Here is a 17,704-nt window from a genome sequence, read left to right as displayed (position 1 = left end):
TAGAGCGGCGACCATTTTCAGTCGTTGGGATTCGGGCAGGACGGGCGAATAGCCTTTTGATTGTTGGCTGAAAGCGTCCGGTGCCACGCCAACGACCAGAGTCTGACCTTGCTGTTTGGCGTAATTCAGGTAGTTGAGGTGGCCGATGTGGATGAGATCGAAATAGCCCAGTGCCAGCACTCTGTCGGCCTTCTGAGAAGTTAGGGTTTCCAGTTGTTTCTGTAGTTGCTGCAACAGCGGATCTTCTGGACGATGACGGCGAATGCAGCGGGTCTGACTCAGGGCTTTGGCGTAGCGGCGCTGTTTGAGGTGCTGGTAGAGTCTGGAATAGGCGTAGCATTGTGCAAGCCATGAAAAACGGCGCAGGTTGTGGGCGCAGACAATGGTGTCGAAAGTCGGATCCGGTGTTGACCAATCTTCACCGTAGAGGGCGTTAAGAAAGGTTTGTGGTTGTTTTAAATGCCAGACGCGACCGGCAGGGCTGTTGCGTTGCGTGAGGGTAATGGCAGGAAAAACCGTGATGCGGTTCCATTCGAACGGTACTTTATCCATCCATAATCCTGAGACAACTGTTTGCGTGGTTTGTTCGGTGGCGTAACCACAAAGATCGACTACTAATCCATCCGCGTTTTTGAAGCATCGTGGGTTGATTAGGTCGTAGGATCTTTGCCATTCTTGCCAGCCGTTTTGTTGTAACAGATTAACGGCGTCGTTCATGTGCAACCAATCAATGCCGATGTCGATGTCTTTGTCATTGGGAAGCAGGCTTCCGGTTCTTTCCAGTCCGAGCAGCGTGCCGGCGGTGGCAAAAGCGGGCTGTTGTGCTTGCTTGAAGCGCGCCAGGGTTTGCCAGAGTGTCGTTAAGGCCGATGATGGATTTTGAGCCTGATGGTGGTGATTTTCCAGGGTGGCGGCGGATTTGGTGTCGGTTGGGGGTTCTGTCAATGGTTGGGTGAGATGCAGGCTTAAACACTGGTAAAATAGTGTGCCGCACGCGGCAGATCGCCGCTTTGTTGATAGACCTGCGCCAGCACATGATAAGCGTCTTTTAGGTAGGGATGTTGCTGGATAAGGGTTTCCAGTGGCGACAACCAATCTTGCGCATCGCCGTTAATTAAAGCGATTTGCGCCAGATAAAGGGTGGGAGTCGGGTGGTTCGGATTTTTTGCTTGAGCCGCTTTAAAGAGGGTTTCCGCTTGGGCGTAATGGCGTTCTTGAAAGGTTTGAAGTGCTTGTAATAACGCGGATGGGTCGGTTGCCGTGTTGGGCTAGGCGGTCATGGAGTCAGTCTGCCTCGGTCGATTTTTTGGGGTCGGCTTTGTCGGGGGTGGGGTCTGAGCTGCGGGTCAACAATTTTTGGGTGAGCCGATAGGACAGCCACAGTGCGGGGGTGACTATGACCAGTGTGAAGAGGGCGGACATTAGGCTTTCTTGTAGGGCGGCGTCTTGTAAGTGGGTGACGATGGCGACGACGATGGCGATCAGCAAGCCGTTTCGCAGTGCGCGTTTCAATGGGGAAAGCTTTGGTGCGTCGAATCGGTTGTTGGTTGGAGCGGGCTTAGTCATGGGGAATTCCTTGTCAATTTATGCGGGTTGGTGAGGCTCTTGGAGCAGGTTTTGCAGACACTCAAGGTAGGCCTTATCGTCCGGTAGGCCTTGGTTTTGTTGTGCCTGCCAGAGGGCTTCACCCAGACAGTCCATCATGGCGTGTTCGGTGGTGTGAATGTCACGGAGTTTTTGGCCGAGTTGCTGGTAAATGGCTTGAATGCCTTGTGGCCGATCCAGAGCCACCTGTTCTTGTAGAGCCAGGTGCATCCCCATGTGCAGAAACGGGTTGGTTTCCCCCAGCTCGGGCAGGTAGTCACTGCCGAGGTGTTTCTGATTGTTGAGCATGGGATGATATTCTGGGTGCATTTCGATGACACGCGCCACTCGGGTTTCCATGGCGTCCATGGGGTCGTTTCGGGCGGCCTTCTGCCAGGTGTCGGCGTAAAATTGGCGCATTTTGTCGCGTTCAGTGGTGTAAAACATGCGGCGTTTCTATTGAATCCGTTAGTGAAGTAGGATGACATAGTTTAGCGAAAAGGAACCGGCTTGAAAATGATTTTGCGCGTTTTATCCAGGCCTGCTGATAAGGCATTGAGGGGTTCACAGTCTTTTCACAATTTTGACGGTCGGAAACCTTATACTCATCCGAAATTGAGCGTAAAATCAGCAGGCGCGCAAAATGCGCCTTTAAACGAGTCAAAATGAGGAGAAAGTAGAATGAGTGTTAAAAATTCAAGCCAGACTTATGGGCTGGTGACCCGCGCCAACCATTGGATCACCGCCGTTTTGTTTATTGGTATGATTGCGTTTGGTATTTACATGGCCGATTTGCCGAAGTCGCCGGATAAGTTTGAGCTGTATGACATTCATAAATCCATTGGGGTGATTGTGCTGGCGTTGGTGGTGTTGCGTTTGGTTTGGTTGAAGGTGTCGCCGAATCCGCCGGTGATTGCGTCTAAACGTTCGGAAGAGATTCTGGCGCACAGTGTGCGCGGCATCTTGTATCTGGGGCTGATTTTAATGCCGCTGTCCGGCTGGGTGATGTCCAATGCGGGCGGGCACGAGGTGGCGGTGTTTGGGTGGTTTACCATGCCGCAGATTGTGCCGGAAAATGAAACCATTGGCGGGATTGCCAAAGGCGTGCACGCCATTGCGGGGCAGTTTATTTTGCCTTTGGCCATTTTGCTGCACATTGCCGGTGCCATGAAGCATCATTTTGTCTATAAAGATGCCACCTTGAAGCGTATGCTGGGTCGCGATGTGCCGAAAGACTAAGGCATAGCAAGGGTAAGCGGTTTTCGGGTTGGGCTTTTTATGAAGATTTCATTGCGTGTCAAACTGATTCTGGTATTGCTGGGGTTCGGGTTTCTCATGCTGGTGGCAATGGTGTGGAGCAATCAATATTTATTGCACGACACCATGGTTAAGTATGTCGATAAACGCGATCAGTTGCGGCTGGAACGCCTGAAAAACAACCTGGAAGTCTATATGGATGAAAAGGGGGTGTTTGACACGAAAGATGTGGATCTTGGCGTTTGGCAGCGCCTTTTGACGGCGTCGCACCGTGTGGATTTAACCCATACGTACATTCCAATGGATATTTTGCTGGAACGTCAATACCCCAGTCTGCTGAAAATTCACCCGGATGAATTTGAAAGTCGGGTGAGTCTGATGAGTAAAGAGGGTGAATTGTTGATCGGGCCGCCACCGAGTGATAATGGCATGATGGAATGCATTCGGGTGGATCGTGAGGATGTCGGGCACCTCGGGTACAACCATCGTCAAGAATTGACGGATAAAACCGATATTGAGTTTGCGCAAAGTCAGTCGTTTATCTTTACTTGGGGAGCGGTGCTGGTGACCTTGTCGGCTTTGCTGCTACTGCTGCCCTTTGCCAATCACTTTCTACAACCGATTCAAAAGGTGACGCGCGGGATGCGCCGTTTGTCGCAAGGGCATTTTTCAACCCGTCTTAAACAGAGCCGTCGTGATGAACTGGGACAGCTCCAGCAGGATTTTAACCATTTGGCGGCCACGCTGGAGCAGAGCAAGCTCAGCCGAAATCAATGGATTGCCGATATTTCCCATGAACTGCGCACGCCTTTGACGGTGCTGCAGGGCAGTTTGGAAGCGATTAAGGACGGTATTCGGGCACCTTCCGAAGCCAATATTCAGCAGATTCACGAAGAAGTGATGCTGCTGAACCGCTTGGTGGACGATTTGTATCAGGTCAGTTTGAACGATGTCGGCGGGTTGGATTATAAAATGAACCCTGTGTGCTTCAAATCGGTGGTGTCGCGCTCCATCGAGGCGGTGAAAGAGCGCATTCAAACCAAAGGCTTGCGATTGCGGTTGCAGTTGCCCGCCGATAAGTGCATGATAAACGGCGATGAAGCGCGTTTGCAGCAGATGGTGACTAATTTGCTGGTGAACAGCTTGGATTACACCGATGCGAAGCAGGGCGCTGATTCGAATACCGAACCTGGGCAGATTCAGGTTTCGTTGAGGTGCGATGCCAAGCAGGCGTATTTGCGCATCGACGATTCGCCTCCCTCAGTGGCCTCAGAGGATATGACCTATTTGTTTGATCGGTTGTTTCGAACAGAAACCTCCCGAAACCGACGCCACGGTGGCGCTGGTTTGGGCTTGGCGATTGTGCAGCAGATTGTGCAGGCGCATCGCGGGAATGTTTCGGCGGAGGCTTCCGGCCTGGGGGGCTTGTCTGTGATGGTGAATTTACCGCGATAGGCTGGTTCCAAATAAATGGCTCTAATTAAGTGGCTCTGATTCCGGCGGGGCGTGTTTGAATGAAAGGTAATGAAATACATGACGGCACAAACGGTTTTGGTGGTGGAAGATGAAATTAAAATCGCCACCATTGTGCGGGAATATCTGGAAAACAGCGGTTTTCAGGTGCACCATATCGACGATGGTCTGGCCGTGATGGATTGGGTACAGTCGCATTCGCCGGATTTGATTCTGCTCGATGTGATGCTGCCCGGCAAGGACGGCTTGACGTTGTGCAAAGCCATTCGTGATGTCAGTGCGGTGCCGATAATTATGCTGACGGCAAAAGTGGAAGAGGTGGATCGGATTCTAGGACTGGAGCTGGGCGCGGATGATTATGTCTGTAAACCTTTCAGTCCGCGCGAACTGCTGGCCAGAGTCAAGGCGCTGTTGCGGCGCGCGCAGTTGCAGGTGGAGGCTCAGGAAGGCGGTGCCCAAACGGACGGCTGGCAGATGGATGAGGCGCGTTACCAAGTGCGTTATCAGGGTCAATCGGTGAGTTTATCGTTAGTGGAATTTGCCATTTTAAAGTTATTGAGCGATACGCCGGGGCATATTTATTCGCGCACTCAGTTAATCAGTCGCATTTATCCCGATAATCGTGTCGTGTCGGATCGCACCGTAGACAGTCACATCAAAAAATTGCGCCACAAACTGGCAGATGAACTCACGGATAAAGAGCTGATCCACTCGGTGTACGGAGTTGGCTATAAATTTGAATTGTTGTCGTAATGCGGCGGCATGGAATAGACCGCGTAATTTTTTTAAAATTAATGGATGTATGGCTTGTTGTGAGACATTTATTGTTTTAAAATAAATCTTATTTGATTTGATAAAGCTAAATTCGTTGCGAGGCGAAGACAGAAAGCCACGGATCTCCCTGAGATGGCCGGGTTGCCGATTAGAGTGTTACGTTTCGAAACGTCCTGTTTTGAAGTTCGCTTTCCCTAAGCAATCTTTCCTTTTCAGACCCCTAGTTTTCTGCCTTCAACCGGTTCTTTCTGAACAGACGGTTTATGCCCTCAAATCACACCTTGTTCAGAGTGCAACTGAGTTTCCCCTTTCCCATTCCTGACGTGGGAGAACCACAAGGGGGGAGATTGTTTGAGGGCTTTTCAGCCCTCTTTTTTTGTCCATTGATCCTGCCTAATCTTCAACCCAATCCGGTTTAGTCTGTGCTTTTGGTCAGTGCTTTCTGACGGCCTTATTTGGTTATCCGCTTTGCTTTTTTCGAGCAGAGGTTCCTTAAACACCGCCGCAATCGGTTATAATTCGCCGCAAAACGAATAATCACCAGGCCTGGTCAATTTCATTGTTGTTCTAAAATCACAGGCCTTTTCAATTTAAGAAGAACGCTTTATGTCTTTGCAGCTTGAAACCAATAAACGCCGCACCTTTGCGATTATCTCCCACCCGGATGCGGGTAAAACCACCGTCACGGAAAAATTGTTGCTTTACGGCGGCGCGATTCAAATGGCTGGAGCGGTGAAAAGCCGTAAAACGGATCGAGCCGCGACCTCTGACTGGATGAAGATGGAGCAGGAACGCGGCATTTCCGTGGCTTCTTCGGTGATGCAGTTTCCCTATCGGGATGTGATGATTAATCTTTTGGACACCCCGGGGCATGAGGATTTTTCCGAAGATACGTATCGAACCTTGACGGCAGTGGATTCGGCGCTGATGGTGATTGACGTGGCCAAAGGGGTCGAAGATCGAACGATTAAATTGATGGAGGTCTGTCGCTTGCGCGACACGCCCATTCTGACGTTTATCAATAAGTTGGACCGTGAAGGTAAAGACCCGATTGAATTGTTGGACGAGGTGGAAGAGGTTTTAAAGATTGAGTGCGCCCCGATGACTTGGCCCATTGGCATGGGCAAACGCTTTAAGGGCATTTACCATTTGCATAACGATACCGTGCGTCTGTTTGAAACGGCGGACGGTTTGAATGCTTCTCAAGGCGAGCTGATTGTCGGGCTGGAGAACCCCGAGTTGGATGCAAAACTGGGCACTCAGGCGGCTGAATTGCGGGATGAAATTGAACTGGTGCGCGGTGCCAGTCACGAATTCGATTTGCAGCGGTTTTTAGACGGTCGTTTGACACCGGTGTTTTTTGGTTCGGCGGTGAATAACTTCGGTTTGCAGGAGTTGTTGGATGGTTTTGCCGATTACGCCCCGCCGCCGGTTGGGCGTCAGGCGGATGAACGTTTTGTCGCGTCCGACGAAGCGGCACTGACGGGGTTTATTTTTAAGATTCAGGCGAATATGGATCCGAAACACCGTGATCGCGTGGCCTTTATGAGAGTGGTGTCGGGTCAATATGATAAGGGGATGAGCTTAAAACACGTGCGTATCGGCAAGGATGTGAAAATTGCGAAAGCGATCACCTTTCTGGCGAATCGGCGAGATCAAGCAGAAGTGGCTTATCCCGGCGATATTATCGGCTTGCATAACCATGGTACCATCAAAATCGGTGACACCTTTACTCAGGGTGAGGCCTTGAAATTTACCGGGATTCCGAACTTTGCCCCCGAGCTTTTCCGGCGCGCTCAGTTAAAAGATCCGATGAAAATGAAGGCGCTGCAGAAAGGGTTAACCCAACTATCGGAAGAGGGTGCGACTCAGCTGTTCAGACCCATTGCCAATAATGATTTGATTTTGGGTGCAGTGGGCATTCTGCAGTTTGAGGTAGTGGCACAGCGTTTGAAGGATGAATACAATGTGGCGTGTTTGTTTGAAGCGGTGAATGTTTCCACAGCACGCTGGATTCTGGGCGAAAAAGCGGAAATTGATCAGTTTTTGAATAAGGTGAAAGAGAATGTTGCTTATGATGCGGCGGATCAATTGGTGTACATTGCACCTACGCGGGTGAATTTGACGCTCATGGAGGAGCGCTGGCCTAAGCTGCAATTTGTTGCAACCCGTGAGCACTGAACGGTCTACAGCTGAGTAAAAATCGGGACAAGGCATTGGAATTTTGTGGAAAATCTGATAAGGTTCCTGTATAAAATACTTATGAGTTGCCATGGGGGCGGTAAATTTCAGTGGGTGTTTTGTTCGAACGCATAGGCTCTCAGTGCGTTTATCAGGGAAGATTAGACTATGCAGGCCAATGGAGAACCAGTGAAAGAGATGAAATTAAGACGAAAGGACTATATTTTTCGCAATCCGAAAAAGTCTTATTTTAAAAGGACGGTGTTCGTGGTTTTATTATTGGTCGTGGTTGGTTTTTCGTGGCTTTGGATGGACGCTTCATTTTTCAAGTCGCTTTAACCCGAGTGCGTAATTCCAGTTGATCGCGCAATTCCACGCGCCCGAGCACCGGCGCTTCAACCCTTTCTACTTTTGTGATTGTCGTAACTTCTCAGACGGTGAGTACCATTGTCGCCAGTCCGAGGAAGACAAAGAAGCCCAGCGAGTCGGTGACGGTGGTGAGCATTAACCCAGTCGCCAGCGCTGGGTCGATTTTCATTTTGTTCAGAGCCAATGGGATAATCGCACCGGCTAAGGCGGCTGCGGTGAGGTTGATGAGCATGGCCGTGCCGAATATAATCCCCAAAAAAACATTGTCAAACCACAGCCAGGCAGCGGTGCCGGTGACAAAACACCAGAAAGAGCCGTTGAGTACGCCCACCAGTGTCTCTTTAGTGATGAGTTTCTGGCGGTTTTTGGCGCCCAGCTTTCCGGTGGCTAAGGCGCGTATGACAATGGTGGAGGTTTGGGTGCCAGCCACGCCCCCCATGCTGGCCACCATTGGCATTAATACCGCTAACGCAACGATTTCTTCAATGCTGGCTTCAAACAGACTGATGACGGTCGCGGCGAGGCTGGCGGCAATCAGATTAATCCCCAGCCAGAACGAGCGGCGCTTTGCAGAGCGTAATGGCGGTGCGAATAAATCCTCTTCATCATCCAAGCCAGCACTGGCCATTTGGGTGCGTTCGGCTTCTTCCCGGATGATGTCTACAATGTCGTCGATGGTGATTCTACCAAGTACATGGTTGCGTTCGTCCACCACGGCAATGGAGACCAAATCGTTTTTCTCAAAAACACTGGCCACGTCTTTGGCGGGCGTGAGTGCTTTAATGGCAAAGCGTTCGGTATCCACCAGTTCGCTGACTTCGGTTTCCGGGTCGTGTGTTAACAGGTCGTTGAGCTTGAGCGCACCTTGGTATTTTCCATTGCGATCTCGAACGATTAAATCGACCATGTCTTTTGGTAAGGCACCGATTTTTCGCAACAGCCGAATGACGACTTCCAAAGTGACATCGGAGCGAACGGCAATGAAGTCGGTGCTCATCAGACCACCGGCGGTGTCTTCTGGGTAGGATAAGGCTGTTTGAACGGCAATGCGTTCTTGCTCAGGCAGTTTTTCAAGCAGTTCGGCCTTGTCTTTTTCCGGCATGGATTGAACAATGTCGGCGATGTCGTCCGTTTCGAGTGTTTCGGTTAACTCGATGATTTCATCGGCTTTCAGTAGACTGAGTAAGCGAGTACGTACTTCGTCATTGGTGTGACCGAGTATTTCCCCTTGAAGATCCGGGGGCAGGGCTGTCCAAAGTTGGTTACGTTCTTTTGGGGGGGTGGCTTCCAGAATTTCAGCGATTTCTTCCGGTACCAACCCTTTTAGGAGTTCTTGAATATAGGCGGTGTTTTTATCACTCACAGCTTGATGCAAAAGCTCGGTTAATTGCAGTTTGTCGGTGCTGTGGTGAATTTGTGACATTAAAACATCCTACGTTTTATCGAGTCTTAACCCAACAATTCTCGGGTTAAATGTTTAAGATTGGTATTTTAATCGAAAACGGTGTGGGCGTGCATGACAAGCGGATGACAGAAATCATGGATACAAAAAAAGGGAATGAACACATTCCCTTTTTGACGGTTGTTTTCTATGGCTGACTGGAATTAGGCTTCTTCAGCGGCCATGTTTTTGACGCCACCGGATTTTTTGTTGTGGCTGCCGATTTTTTCTTTATGCTTAATGATTTGACGATCCAGTTTATCAACCAGCGCATCAATGGATGCATACATGTCTTCACAGGTGTGTTCGGCAAACAAATCTTTACCGGAAGCGTGAACGGTGGCTTCCGCTTTTTGCAGTTGTTTTTCGACCGTTAAAATAACATGCGCATTGGTAACATGGTCAAAATGACGAGTCAATTTTTGCATTTTTTCAGAAACATATTCACGAAGTGGATCCGTGATTTCAACATGGTGACCAGTAATATTGATTTGCATGATATCGCTCCTTTTCTCTGTTATTGCGATGTTCGGGTCAGGTTAATCGACTCATTTTGGGTTGGTTTGGAATAACCTTTTCTTCAAGTTCAGTATAGCACAGACGCAACGGCTTCAGTGGGGTTTTACCGCTGTCGGTAACGGGTTTACTGGAAGTTTTCCCCCAGATAGACACGTTTGACATCCGGGTTGGAGAGGATGTCGTGGGGGGTGCCCTGGGCGAGAATGGTACCGGCATGCAGAATGTAGGCTTTGTCGCAGACGCCGAGAGTTTCCCGAACATTGTGGTCGGTTATCAGCACACCGATGCCTTTGAGTTTTAGGTGCAAAATAATGTTTTGAATGTCTTTGACGGAAATCGGATCCACGCCAGCAAAGGGTTCGTCCAAGAGGATAAAATCCGGTTCCATCGCCAGGGCGCGGGCAATTTCAACACGGCGGCGCTCACCACCGGACAAAGCTTGCCCCAGTTGGTCGGTAATGTGGTTGATTTGCAGGTCGTCAATCAAAGATTCGTATTTTTGGTTGCGCTCATCGTGACTCAGCTCCGCGCGCATTTCCAGAATGGCGAGAATGTTATCTCGAACGGTCAGCTTGCGAAAAACAGAAGCTTCCTGTGGCAGATAGCCGATGCCGAGTTTGGCGCGTCGGTCAATGGATAGGGCGCTGATGTCTTGATCATTTAGGTAGATGTTGCCGGCATCGTTTTTCACCAGGCCTGTCATCATATAGAAAGTGGTGGTTTTGCCCGCGCCGTTCGGGCCGAGTAAGCCGACGACCTGACCGCTTTCAACGTCAAGATCCACCGAGGACACAACGGCTCGGCGTTTATAGCTTTTGGCCAGTTGACGTGCGTAGAAGTGAGCCATCAAGGCACCTCTTTTGTGTCTTCGTTGTTATCGGGTTGGAAGATCACTTTAACCCGTTCGTCCTCGGCTTGAGTGCTGGATGCCGACAATGTCTTGCGCGTAAGGTCGTATTGAATTTTGGGTCCGGAAATGCTGTTTTTGTCGTCTTGATTGACGTAAGCGTCTTGCTCCAGAAGTAGGTTTTTGGCCGTCATGTCATACGTAATTTTATTGGCGTGCCCGCTTACCCAGCTTTGTTCTTCAGGTAGAAAACGTTTAAATGTGGCTGGGGTTCCGATCACGATGGCTTTGGTTAAGTTTCGGTTGGGGTGAAAAAGAGTGACTTTGTCGCCTTTGATCTGGGTGGGTCCCTGGGTAATGATGACATGACCGGTATAAACACTTTCGCCTTCTTGTTCCCGGGAAACCAGTTTGTCGGCGGTGACTTCAATCGGTAAGCTGTCTTGTTCTTCGGCTGTGGTTGGCGTTTCGGCGAAAACCTTCTGAAGGCCAAGGGCGCTGAAAAGAAACGCTGCCAATAGTAGGGGAGTCGAAAGTGTGGTGTTTTTGAAAATTCTGGGCATGGGGTTTGTCTTGTGGTTTGTTAATCCTGATTCGGTTGATATTGCGTTTTTACCTGCGATAAGAACCGATAGGTATCCGTGGTCAAATCCGCTTCGAACCCAACGCCACTGATGATGGTATTGGGTTGGGTGATTTGCGTGAATAGGGGGCTGTAAAGAAGGCCTGTTTCGCTATTATATGTAATTTTTTCGGTGTTTAGCGTGCTAATTTCGTTCGGGTTGGCTTTGTCAAAACGGTGAATCACGATGTTTTTTTCCAGGGTGACACGAGTGTCGTTTTCGCTGAAGCCGCTGTCGCTTTCAAGTGTCATACGCTGCTGCGGTTCGTCTCGGATGACAAAGGGGGCTTTAAAGTGACTGAGGCGTTCGGTGTTTTGATAGGTTATCTGGTCGGCATGAATTCGGGTTTGAGTTGGGTTTTCCGAGGCGTTGGAAAGGTGCCAGCTGGTCATATTGAAGGCTTGCCAGCTCGGCCGCGTATCGGTTGCGTCTTCAGTGTTCAATGGGGCTGGCGCTTGGGCTGTCTGTTTAAATGCGATTACGAGGGTGAGTATGGTCGCGATAAAAATCAACAATAGTGGAAATCTTTTTAGCATTTAACGGCGTCTCGTTCGGCTTAGACGGTTTCGCGCAGATAAAAGTCCATGTGGGCTTGCCACAGCCCTTGGGCTTTCAAAATCAGCTCACAGATTTCTCGAACACAGCCTTGGCCACCATTAAATTGTGAGATGTAATCGACACGCGGCTTAACTTCGGCATCTGCGTCGGCTGGGCAAGCGGCTAAGCCGACACGGGTAAGAATGGGTAAATCGAGAATGTCGTCGCCAACATAAGCAATTTCGGAAAAGTGCAACCCCAGAGACTCAACCAGTTTTAAAAAGGTGGGGAGTTTGTCCGGCACGCCTTGGTAAAGGTGTTTCACTTTTAAATCTTGCATGCGCTTGGAGGTGAGCGGGGAGTTGCGACCGGTGATGATGCCGATTTCGATGCCGCTTTTTTGCAACATCACCATGCCGTGCCCGTCTCGTGTGAAAAAAGCCTTGTACTCCATGCCATCATCACCGTAAATCAGCTTGTTGTCGGAGAGGACGCCGTCAACATCCAAAATCAACAGGCGGATGGTTTCGGCTTTTTTCACCAGGCCTGGTGAAAAGGGCGCAAGATCGGTCATGTAAAGGCTCCTATAGAATTGTGACTCTGCCGGCCATTTTTAACCACTGGCGGCACGAAAATACAAGAATATCATATAACCCACAAACGTGGACAGTAGCAGAAAGCCTTCGAAGCGTGTAATGATCGCTTTGCCCCGAAATGGCAGTGCGACAACCAGCATGGCAACCGTCAACGCAAGCATGATTGGATAGTCCAATAACAGCGTGTTTTTTTCAATAATGGACGGTGCCAGCAAGGCGGGCATGGACATTACCGCCAGTAGGTTGAACAGGTTGGAGCCTAGAATGTTGCCGATCATTAAATCGGCTTCGCCTTTTTTGGCAGCGCTGATGGCGGCGGCCAGCTCGGGCAAGCTGGTGCCGACCGCGATAATGGTTAAGCCAATAATCATTTCAGGCACTTGGAAATACATGGCCACTTCCACGGCACCCCAGACCATCATTTTGGCGCTGCCCATTAATATGGTTAGGCCGATAAACAAAAATACCCAGGCTTTTGTTTTGGAGAGTTTGGGGAGGTCTTCCAGTTCCTGGAAGGTTTCCTCCGCGAGTGGGTCACTCGTGGGCATGGTTTTATTGGCATAGATCATCCACCCCATTACAATAATCAAAAGCACGACAAGAATCGTGCCGTCAAGCATGTCCAAGTCGTTGTCCAGCATCAGTAGCGCGCCAACGATGGAGATGACGATAAGAATCGGGAACTCCCGTTTCAGCAAAGAGGATTTGATCAGTATCGGTGAAATAATGGCCGTCACCCCAAGCACCAGACCGATATTGGCAATATTGGAGCCAACAACATTGCCAATGGCCAGGCCTGGGCTGTTGTCAACGGACGCCAGAATGGCGACCAGCATTTCGGGGGCGGAGGTGCCAAAGCCCAAAACCACCACCCCGATAATCAATGGTGAAACGTTTAGGTGAACGGCGGTGCTGGCCGCCCCTTCAATAAAAATGTCCGAACTCCAGACCAGCAGAACCAGTCCGATTAATAGTACAATTGAAGGTAAAACTAGGCTTGTGAGCATAATTGAATGTCTTTGTGGGGTTGGTGTTGTATGGGCACTTTTGGTCGTTTAAAACAGTTTCGCTCAACCGAATTTGAGCTAATTGAGCGAACGCAAAACCGTCATTATAGTTTTTTTTGTATTGGAAATAAATAATGTTTATGGCTGAATTCAAGGTTGTTAAGGTTTGGGGTCTAGTTGAGTAGGGGGTGTGATGTCAGGTGAGATTGAAAATTTGTTGGTGGGTGCTTTTGGCTGGCATTCAACGGGTTGGGAAGAGACGTTTTACCCAGAGGATATGCCGCAAGACTGGCGTCTGGATTATTACAGCCAGTATTTTCAAACGGTTTTAGTGCCTTATTCCGAGTGGCGAAACTGGACGGCAACAACCATTGAAGAACTGGTGGCGTCGCTTGAGGAAGCGGTGTTTTATTGGGTGTTTGACTTGCCCGAATCATTAGATTCCGAGACGGACAAGACATTGCGCCAAATAAAAGCCCATTTTCAAGCGAGTGCCTACGGTATTTTATACCATGGTTTCAAACGCTTAACGGAAGAACTTACATCTATTTATCAAGTCACTTATTTGGCAGACGAATCGACATTTGAGGCGAATGCCCCACACGCTGGTGGCTTGGAATGGGTGTGGCGACAGAATGGTTTGGTGCTTTGGGGAGCGCCGTTGGGGTATGTGAGCGATTTACCGGACGATGGTCGAGCGCAGGCCGATTTGCTGCGGAAATTTATGGCTTCATTGCCGGAATCTTGTCAAGCAGGCTTGTTTTTAGTGGGGAACCCGCATCTGGACATGGCGCAATTAAAAAACCTGAAGGTAGTGGCGGAGTTGCTGGGGTATTGACCGGTATTGAGCTTTGTTGACCTACTTCGGATGGCTTTTCCCTTTGGCTTTAAATAAAAGTTTGTTAATATCACGCCTCTAAATCTGAAAACTGCACAAAATTTTCGCCAAGTTGGTGCTTGGCATTTGCTTCCGCAAGCACAGCAGCAACATGGCGCAAATTCGTTAACACGCAAACGCGCAAACGCATAAGGTCGAATGTGTGCAAACTGCGAATGATTGTAGATGACTTGTTACTGAGTTGAACTGAAATGAGTATTTAGCCGGATGATTGCCGATACGCTGATTGATATTAAAAATGTGAGTTTTTCGCGTGGTGAGCGCGTCATCTTTCGCGACTTTTCCTTGAAGATTCCGGTGGGAAAGGTGACGGCGATCATGGGGCCGAGCGGCACCGGCAAGACCACGCTGCTGAAGCTGATTGCCGGTCAGCTCAAGCCGGATCAGGGTGAAATTTGGGTGAATGGTCAGAATGTTCACACCTTGAGGCGCTCGAAACTCTATGAGTTGCGTCAAAAAATGGGGATGTTGTTTCAGAGCGGTGCCTTGCTAACCGATTTGAATGTGTTTGATAATGTGGCTTTTCCCGTGCGTGAACACACCGATTTACCGGAGGACATTATCCGGCCGTTGGTGCTGATGAAGCTGCAGGCCGTAGGCTTGCGAGGTGCTCAACACCTGATGGCGTCGCAGTTGTCCGGTGGGATGTCCAGAAGAGTGGCCTTGGCACGGGCTTTGGCGTTGGATCCCGACATGATTTTTTATGACGAGCCGTTTGTTGGGCAAGATCCGATTACCATGGGCGTGCTGATAGAGCTGATCCGCAAACTCAACGACACCTTGAGCGTGACCAGTGTGGCGGTTTCGCATGATGTTAATGAAGTTCTGTCGATTGCGGACTTTGCCTGCGTGATATCCGAGGGGCGCGTGGTGGCGGAAGGCACGCCCGATGACTTGGTAGCGTCTGAATCGGATTACGTTCAACAGTTTTTGCAAGGCCTGCCAGATGGTCCGGTACCATTTGATTATCCTGCAAAACCTTATTTTCAGGATTTGAAATGAAATCTGTGTTCGATTTTCTGGCCGCTATCGGCCACAGTGTGACGCAGGTCTTCCGTGCTTTCGGGCGAGGGTTTTTCTTTGTCTGGTCTCTTTTGCCAGCCATACCAAACGCCTTTTTGCGTTTAGATCTTCTCATTAAACAGATTTATTTCGCCGGTGTCTTGTCCTTACCCATTATTCTCACGGCGGGACTGTTTGTGGGCATGGTGTTGAGTTTGCAAGGCTACAATGTATTGGTGGATTTCAATGCCGAAGAAGCGGTGGGCACCATGACGGCTTTGTCATTGTTGCGAGAGTTGGGGCCGGTGGTGGCGGCCTTGCTGTTTGCCGGACGCGCCGGTTCTGCTTTAACCGCAGAGATAGGTTTAATGCGCTCCACTGAGCAGTTATCGGCGCTGGAAATGATGGCGGTGGATCCGTTGAAATTTGTGTATGCGCCGCGGTTTGTGGCGGCGTTGTTGGTTTTGCCGATGTTGTCGTTGATGTTTATTGCGATGGGGATTTTGGGGGGCTATCTGGTTGGGGTCGGTTGGTTAGGCGTCGATGAAGGGGCTTTTTGGACGCAGATGAATCAAAGCGTGGATTGGCATGAAGATGTCGTAAATGGCATTATCAAGTCGATTGCGTTTGCGGTTCTGGTGGCCACAGTGGCCTTGTTTCAGGGGCATGATGCCTTGCCCACTTCGGCGGGGGTGAGTCGTGCCACCACTCGCACGGTCGTGCATTCATCATTGGGTGTGCTCGGATTGGACTTCATTTTAACAGCGATGATGTTCAGTTGACGCGGGTCGGTCGGCCAAGTGTGGCCGTTCCGACAAAATGAGTAAACAATAGAGAAATTATCTATGTCTCGATGGAAAATGGTTGAAGTAATGGTGGGGGCTTTCGTGTTGATGGCGCTGATTTCTTTGGCGGTCATTGGTTTGAAAGTGAGTAATTTCGATGGGTTTCAAGAGCGCCCGACGTATCAAGTCAGTGCCTTGTTCAGCAACATTGGCGGTTTGAAAGTGCGCTCCCCAGTCAAAATCAGTGGCGTGGTCGTGGGGCGTGTTTCATCCATTTCCGTGGATCGCAATACCTACCAGGCCAGGGTATTAATGGATATTTATCAGGATTACAATGAATTGCCATTGGATACTTCCGCATCCATTCTGACCTCAGGGCTGCTTGGGGATCAATATATCGGTTTGCAGCCCGGGGCGGATGATGTGTATTTGATTAATGGCGACCAGATTGACTTGGTGCAGCCGGCTCTGGTGCTTGAAGAGTTGATTGGGCAGTTTTTAACGAAATTTGCAGACAGTGGTTCGGAGGGGAAATAATGTTTTTTTTATCGTTGGTTAACACGAAAAAATCGGCATGGGTTGGTTGGAGTTTTCTGGTAGCAACGGCGTTTTTTGGCCAGGCCTGGGCGGTTGAGATTAATCAATCGAACCCGGAGGCAATGGTTAAAGAACTTTCGGAAACGGTGATTACAGAGGTGGACAAACAGCGCGCTGAGCTGGAAGCGGATCCGCAAAAAATCAAAGTGTTTGCAGAAACCTTTGTGCTGCCTTATGTGGATACGCCTAAAATGGCGCGTTATGTTATGGCCAATTATTGGAAGCAGGCGACGCCAAGTCAACAAGCGGCGTTTACAGAAGCGTTCACTAACACGCTTTTGCGCTCTTATGCCAGCAGCATTTTGAAACTGCAAGTCACTCGGATTGATGTTTCTAAGGCGGTGGAGACCCGCCCAGGAAGGGCGTCGGTGACAACAGATGTGACTCAAGGCGATGGCAATGTTTCCACTGTGGTGTATCGTGCTTTTCAGGATTCCAAAACGCAAAAATGGATGCTGTATGACGTGTCGATCGAGGGGATCAGCCTGCTGTTAAATTATCGCAAGACGTTTGCTTCGGAGTTTCAGCGCAAAGGCATTGATCAAGTGATTGAAGAACTGAACGCGAAAAACCGTCAGTTTTCTTCAGCCTCCGAGGCTTGAATGCGTAAACTGCAGGATGTGCCGTCCGCGACCTTGGAGGGGGATGTGTTGGTGTTGTCCGGCAGCATTGGCATTGCTGAAGTGGTGCGGCTGTATCAACAGACATTGAAAGCGCAGGCTGCGCCGGTGAAATCGGTGGATTGTCGCGGGGTGCAAAATGCCGATTCCGCCTGTTTGGCCATGCTTCTCTATGTGCAGTCTGTGAACGCAGCGCCGCTCAAGTTGATTGGGTTGTCGGATGATCTCAAGGTCTTGGTGGATTTGTATGGATTGAACCAAGTGTTTGAGATACCGCCTTCGACCTCGGGTTAACACTCGAATTTACCTCGCGCCTCACTCGTACCAAGCTTTCATTGAAAATTATTAAGGAATATTATGTCGTCTGCCGCCGTTTCTTTTCAGGCTGTTCAAAAACAATATGGGGCTTTACAGGCCTTAAAGGGGGTGTCGTTTGATGTGCGCCCCGGGTGTTTTTTTGGCTTGTTGGGGCCGAACGGTGCCGGTAAATCCACTTTGATCAATACGATGGCCGGCTTGATCAAGCCAACCGACGGTCGCATTTTGATCAATGGGTATGATGTGCAGAAGGATTATCGCCAGACACGCCGCTTT

The 17,704-nt window shown here is 49.7% G+C and carries 22 protein-coding genes and 1 riboswitch; of the genes, 11 read left to right on the top strand and 11 right to left on the bottom strand.

The window, feature by feature from the left end:
* The 4 genes from ACP5D0_RS06175 to ACP5D0_RS06160 form a co-directional block, all read right to left on the bottom strand.
* Positions 1-945: adenylyltransferase/cytidyltransferase family protein (locus ACP5D0_RS06175; protein WP_472364788.1), on the bottom strand; the 945-nt coding region annotated here is incomplete at its 3' end.
* A gap of 20 nt (positions 946-965) precedes the next feature.
* Positions 966-1,091, bottom strand: a complete 126-nt coding sequence (locus tag ACP5D0_RS06170; protein WP_472364787.1) for a hypothetical protein — start codon at positions 1,089-1,091, stop codon at positions 966-968.
* Positions 1,092-1,284: 193 nt separating this feature from the next.
* A complete protein-coding gene (locus tag ACP5D0_RS06165; RefSeq protein WP_472364786.1) occupies positions 1,285-1,566 on the bottom strand; it encodes a hypothetical protein in 282 nt (93 codons plus the stop codon).
* Between the two features lie 18 nt (positions 1,567-1,584).
* Positions 1,585-2,031: a DUF1841 family protein gene (locus tag ACP5D0_RS06160; RefSeq protein ID WP_472364785.1), complete on the bottom strand. Its 447-nt coding sequence runs from the start codon at positions 2,029-2,031 to the stop codon at positions 1,585-1,587.
* Positions 2,032-2,265: 234 nt separating this feature from the next.
* Between ACP5D0_RS06160 and ACP5D0_RS06155 the strand changes: the two genes are divergently transcribed.
* The 4 genes from ACP5D0_RS06155 to ACP5D0_RS06140 all read left to right on the top strand — a co-directional run bounded on the left by ACP5D0_RS06155 (position 2,266) and on the right by ACP5D0_RS06140 (position 7,269).
* A complete protein-coding gene (locus ACP5D0_RS06155) occupies positions 2,266-2,823 on the top strand; it encodes a cytochrome b (RefSeq protein WP_472364784.1) in 558 nt (185 codons plus the stop codon).
* Between the two features lie 39 nt (positions 2,824-2,862).
* A complete protein-coding gene (locus tag ACP5D0_RS06150; RefSeq protein WP_472364783.1) occupies positions 2,863-4,296 on the top strand; it encodes an ATP-binding protein in 1,434 nt (477 codons plus the stop codon).
* A gap of 69 nt (positions 4,297-4,365) precedes the next feature.
* On the top strand, positions 4,366-5,067 hold the full coding sequence (locus tag ACP5D0_RS06145; protein ID WP_472364782.1) for a response regulator: 702 nt from the start codon (positions 4,366-4,368) through the stop codon (positions 5,065-5,067).
* A 95-nt stretch (positions 5,068-5,162) separates the two neighbouring features.
* A riboswitch (cyclic di-GMP riboswitch) is annotated at positions 5,163-5,237 on the top strand.
* 457 nt (positions 5,238-5,694) lie between these two features.
* Positions 5,695-7,269, top strand: a complete 1,575-nt coding sequence (locus ACP5D0_RS06140) for a peptide chain release factor 3 (RefSeq protein ID WP_472364781.1) — start codon at positions 5,695-5,697, stop codon at positions 7,267-7,269.
* A 430-nt stretch (positions 7,270-7,699) separates the two neighbouring features.
* Here ACP5D0_RS06140 and mgtE read toward each other — a convergent pair whose 3' ends face one another.
* The 7 genes from mgtE to ACP5D0_RS06105 form a co-directional block, all read right to left on the bottom strand.
* Complete coding sequence (gene mgtE, locus ACP5D0_RS06135) at positions 7,700-9,061, bottom strand: magnesium transporter (protein ID WP_472364780.1); 1,362 nt, start codon at positions 9,059-9,061, stop codon at positions 7,700-7,702.
* Positions 9,062-9,243: 182 nt separating this feature from the next.
* On the bottom strand, positions 9,244-9,576 hold the full coding sequence (gene hpf, locus ACP5D0_RS06130) for a ribosome hibernation-promoting factor, HPF/YfiA family (RefSeq protein WP_472364779.1): 333 nt from the start codon (positions 9,574-9,576) through the stop codon (positions 9,244-9,246).
* A gap of 146 nt (positions 9,577-9,722) precedes the next feature.
* The gene (lptB, locus tag ACP5D0_RS06125; RefSeq protein ID WP_472364778.1) at positions 9,723-10,445 is read right to left on the bottom strand and encodes an LPS export ABC transporter ATP-binding protein; all 723 of its coding nucleotides are present in this window, start codon (positions 10,443-10,445) and stop codon (positions 9,723-9,725) included.
* Positions 10,445-11,008 carry a lipopolysaccharide transport periplasmic protein LptA gene (gene lptA, locus ACP5D0_RS06120; RefSeq protein WP_472364777.1) on the bottom strand — a complete coding sequence of 188 codons (564 nt, stop codon included), beginning with the start codon at positions 11,006-11,008 and terminating at the stop codon, positions 10,445-10,447. The genes lptB and lptA overlap by 1 nt, the downstream gene beginning before the upstream one ends.
* Positions 11,009-11,028: 20 nt before the next feature.
* Positions 11,029-11,604: an LPS export ABC transporter periplasmic protein LptC gene (lptC, locus tag ACP5D0_RS06115; RefSeq protein ID WP_472364776.1), complete on the bottom strand. Its 576-nt coding sequence runs from the start codon at positions 11,602-11,604 to the stop codon at positions 11,029-11,031.
* A 20-nt stretch (positions 11,605-11,624) separates the two neighbouring features.
* Positions 11,625-12,179, bottom strand: a complete 555-nt coding sequence (locus ACP5D0_RS06110) for a KdsC family phosphatase (protein WP_472364775.1) — start codon at positions 12,177-12,179, stop codon at positions 11,625-11,627.
* A gap of 39 nt (positions 12,180-12,218) precedes the next feature.
* Entirely contained in the window at positions 12,219-13,208 is a 990-nt protein-coding gene (locus ACP5D0_RS06105) for a calcium/sodium antiporter (RefSeq protein WP_472364774.1), read from the bottom strand.
* 193 nt (positions 13,209-13,401) lie between these two features.
* Between ACP5D0_RS06105 and ACP5D0_RS06100 the strand changes: the two genes are divergently transcribed.
* From ACP5D0_RS06100 to ACP5D0_RS06070, 7 genes are all read left to right on the top strand, one after another.
* Complete coding sequence (locus ACP5D0_RS06100) at positions 13,402-14,046, top strand: hypothetical protein (RefSeq protein ID WP_472364773.1); 645 nt, start codon at positions 13,402-13,404, stop codon at positions 14,044-14,046.
* A gap of 267 nt (positions 14,047-14,313) precedes the next feature.
* Positions 14,314-15,108 (top strand): ATP-binding cassette domain-containing protein, encoded by a 795-nt coding sequence (locus ACP5D0_RS06095; protein WP_472364772.1) that lies wholly within the window; start codon positions 14,314-14,316, stop codon positions 15,106-15,108.
* Positions 15,105-15,890 carry a lipid asymmetry maintenance ABC transporter permease subunit MlaE gene (mlaE, locus tag ACP5D0_RS06090; protein ID WP_472364771.1) on the top strand — a complete coding sequence of 262 codons (786 nt, stop codon included), beginning with the start codon at positions 15,105-15,107 and terminating at the stop codon, positions 15,888-15,890. The genes ACP5D0_RS06095 and mlaE overlap by 4 nt, the downstream gene beginning before the upstream one ends.
* Before the next feature lie 63 nt (positions 15,891-15,953).
* On the top strand, positions 15,954-16,430 hold the full coding sequence (mlaD, locus tag ACP5D0_RS06085; protein WP_472364770.1) for an outer membrane lipid asymmetry maintenance protein MlaD: 477 nt from the start codon (positions 15,954-15,956) through the stop codon (positions 16,428-16,430).
* A complete protein-coding gene (locus ACP5D0_RS06080; RefSeq protein WP_472364769.1) occupies positions 16,430-17,092 on the top strand; it encodes an MlaC/ttg2D family ABC transporter substrate-binding protein in 663 nt (220 codons plus the stop codon). The genes mlaD and ACP5D0_RS06080 overlap by 1 nt, the downstream gene beginning before the upstream one ends.
* On the top strand, positions 17,093-17,404 hold the full coding sequence (locus ACP5D0_RS06075; RefSeq protein WP_472364768.1) for an STAS domain-containing protein: 312 nt from the start codon (positions 17,093-17,095) through the stop codon (positions 17,402-17,404).
* Between the two features lie 63 nt (positions 17,405-17,467).
* Positions 17,468-17,704: ATP-binding cassette domain-containing protein (locus tag ACP5D0_RS06070; RefSeq protein ID WP_472364767.1), on the top strand; the 237-nt coding region annotated here is incomplete at its 3' end.

It is taken from the genome of Hydrogenovibrio sp. (genome assembly GCF_049975065.1).
Taxonomy (GTDB): domain Bacteria; phylum Pseudomonadota; class Gammaproteobacteria; order Thiomicrospirales; family Thiomicrospiraceae; genus Hydrogenovibrio.
This window is presented reverse-complemented; position numbering and strand designations above follow the sequence as displayed.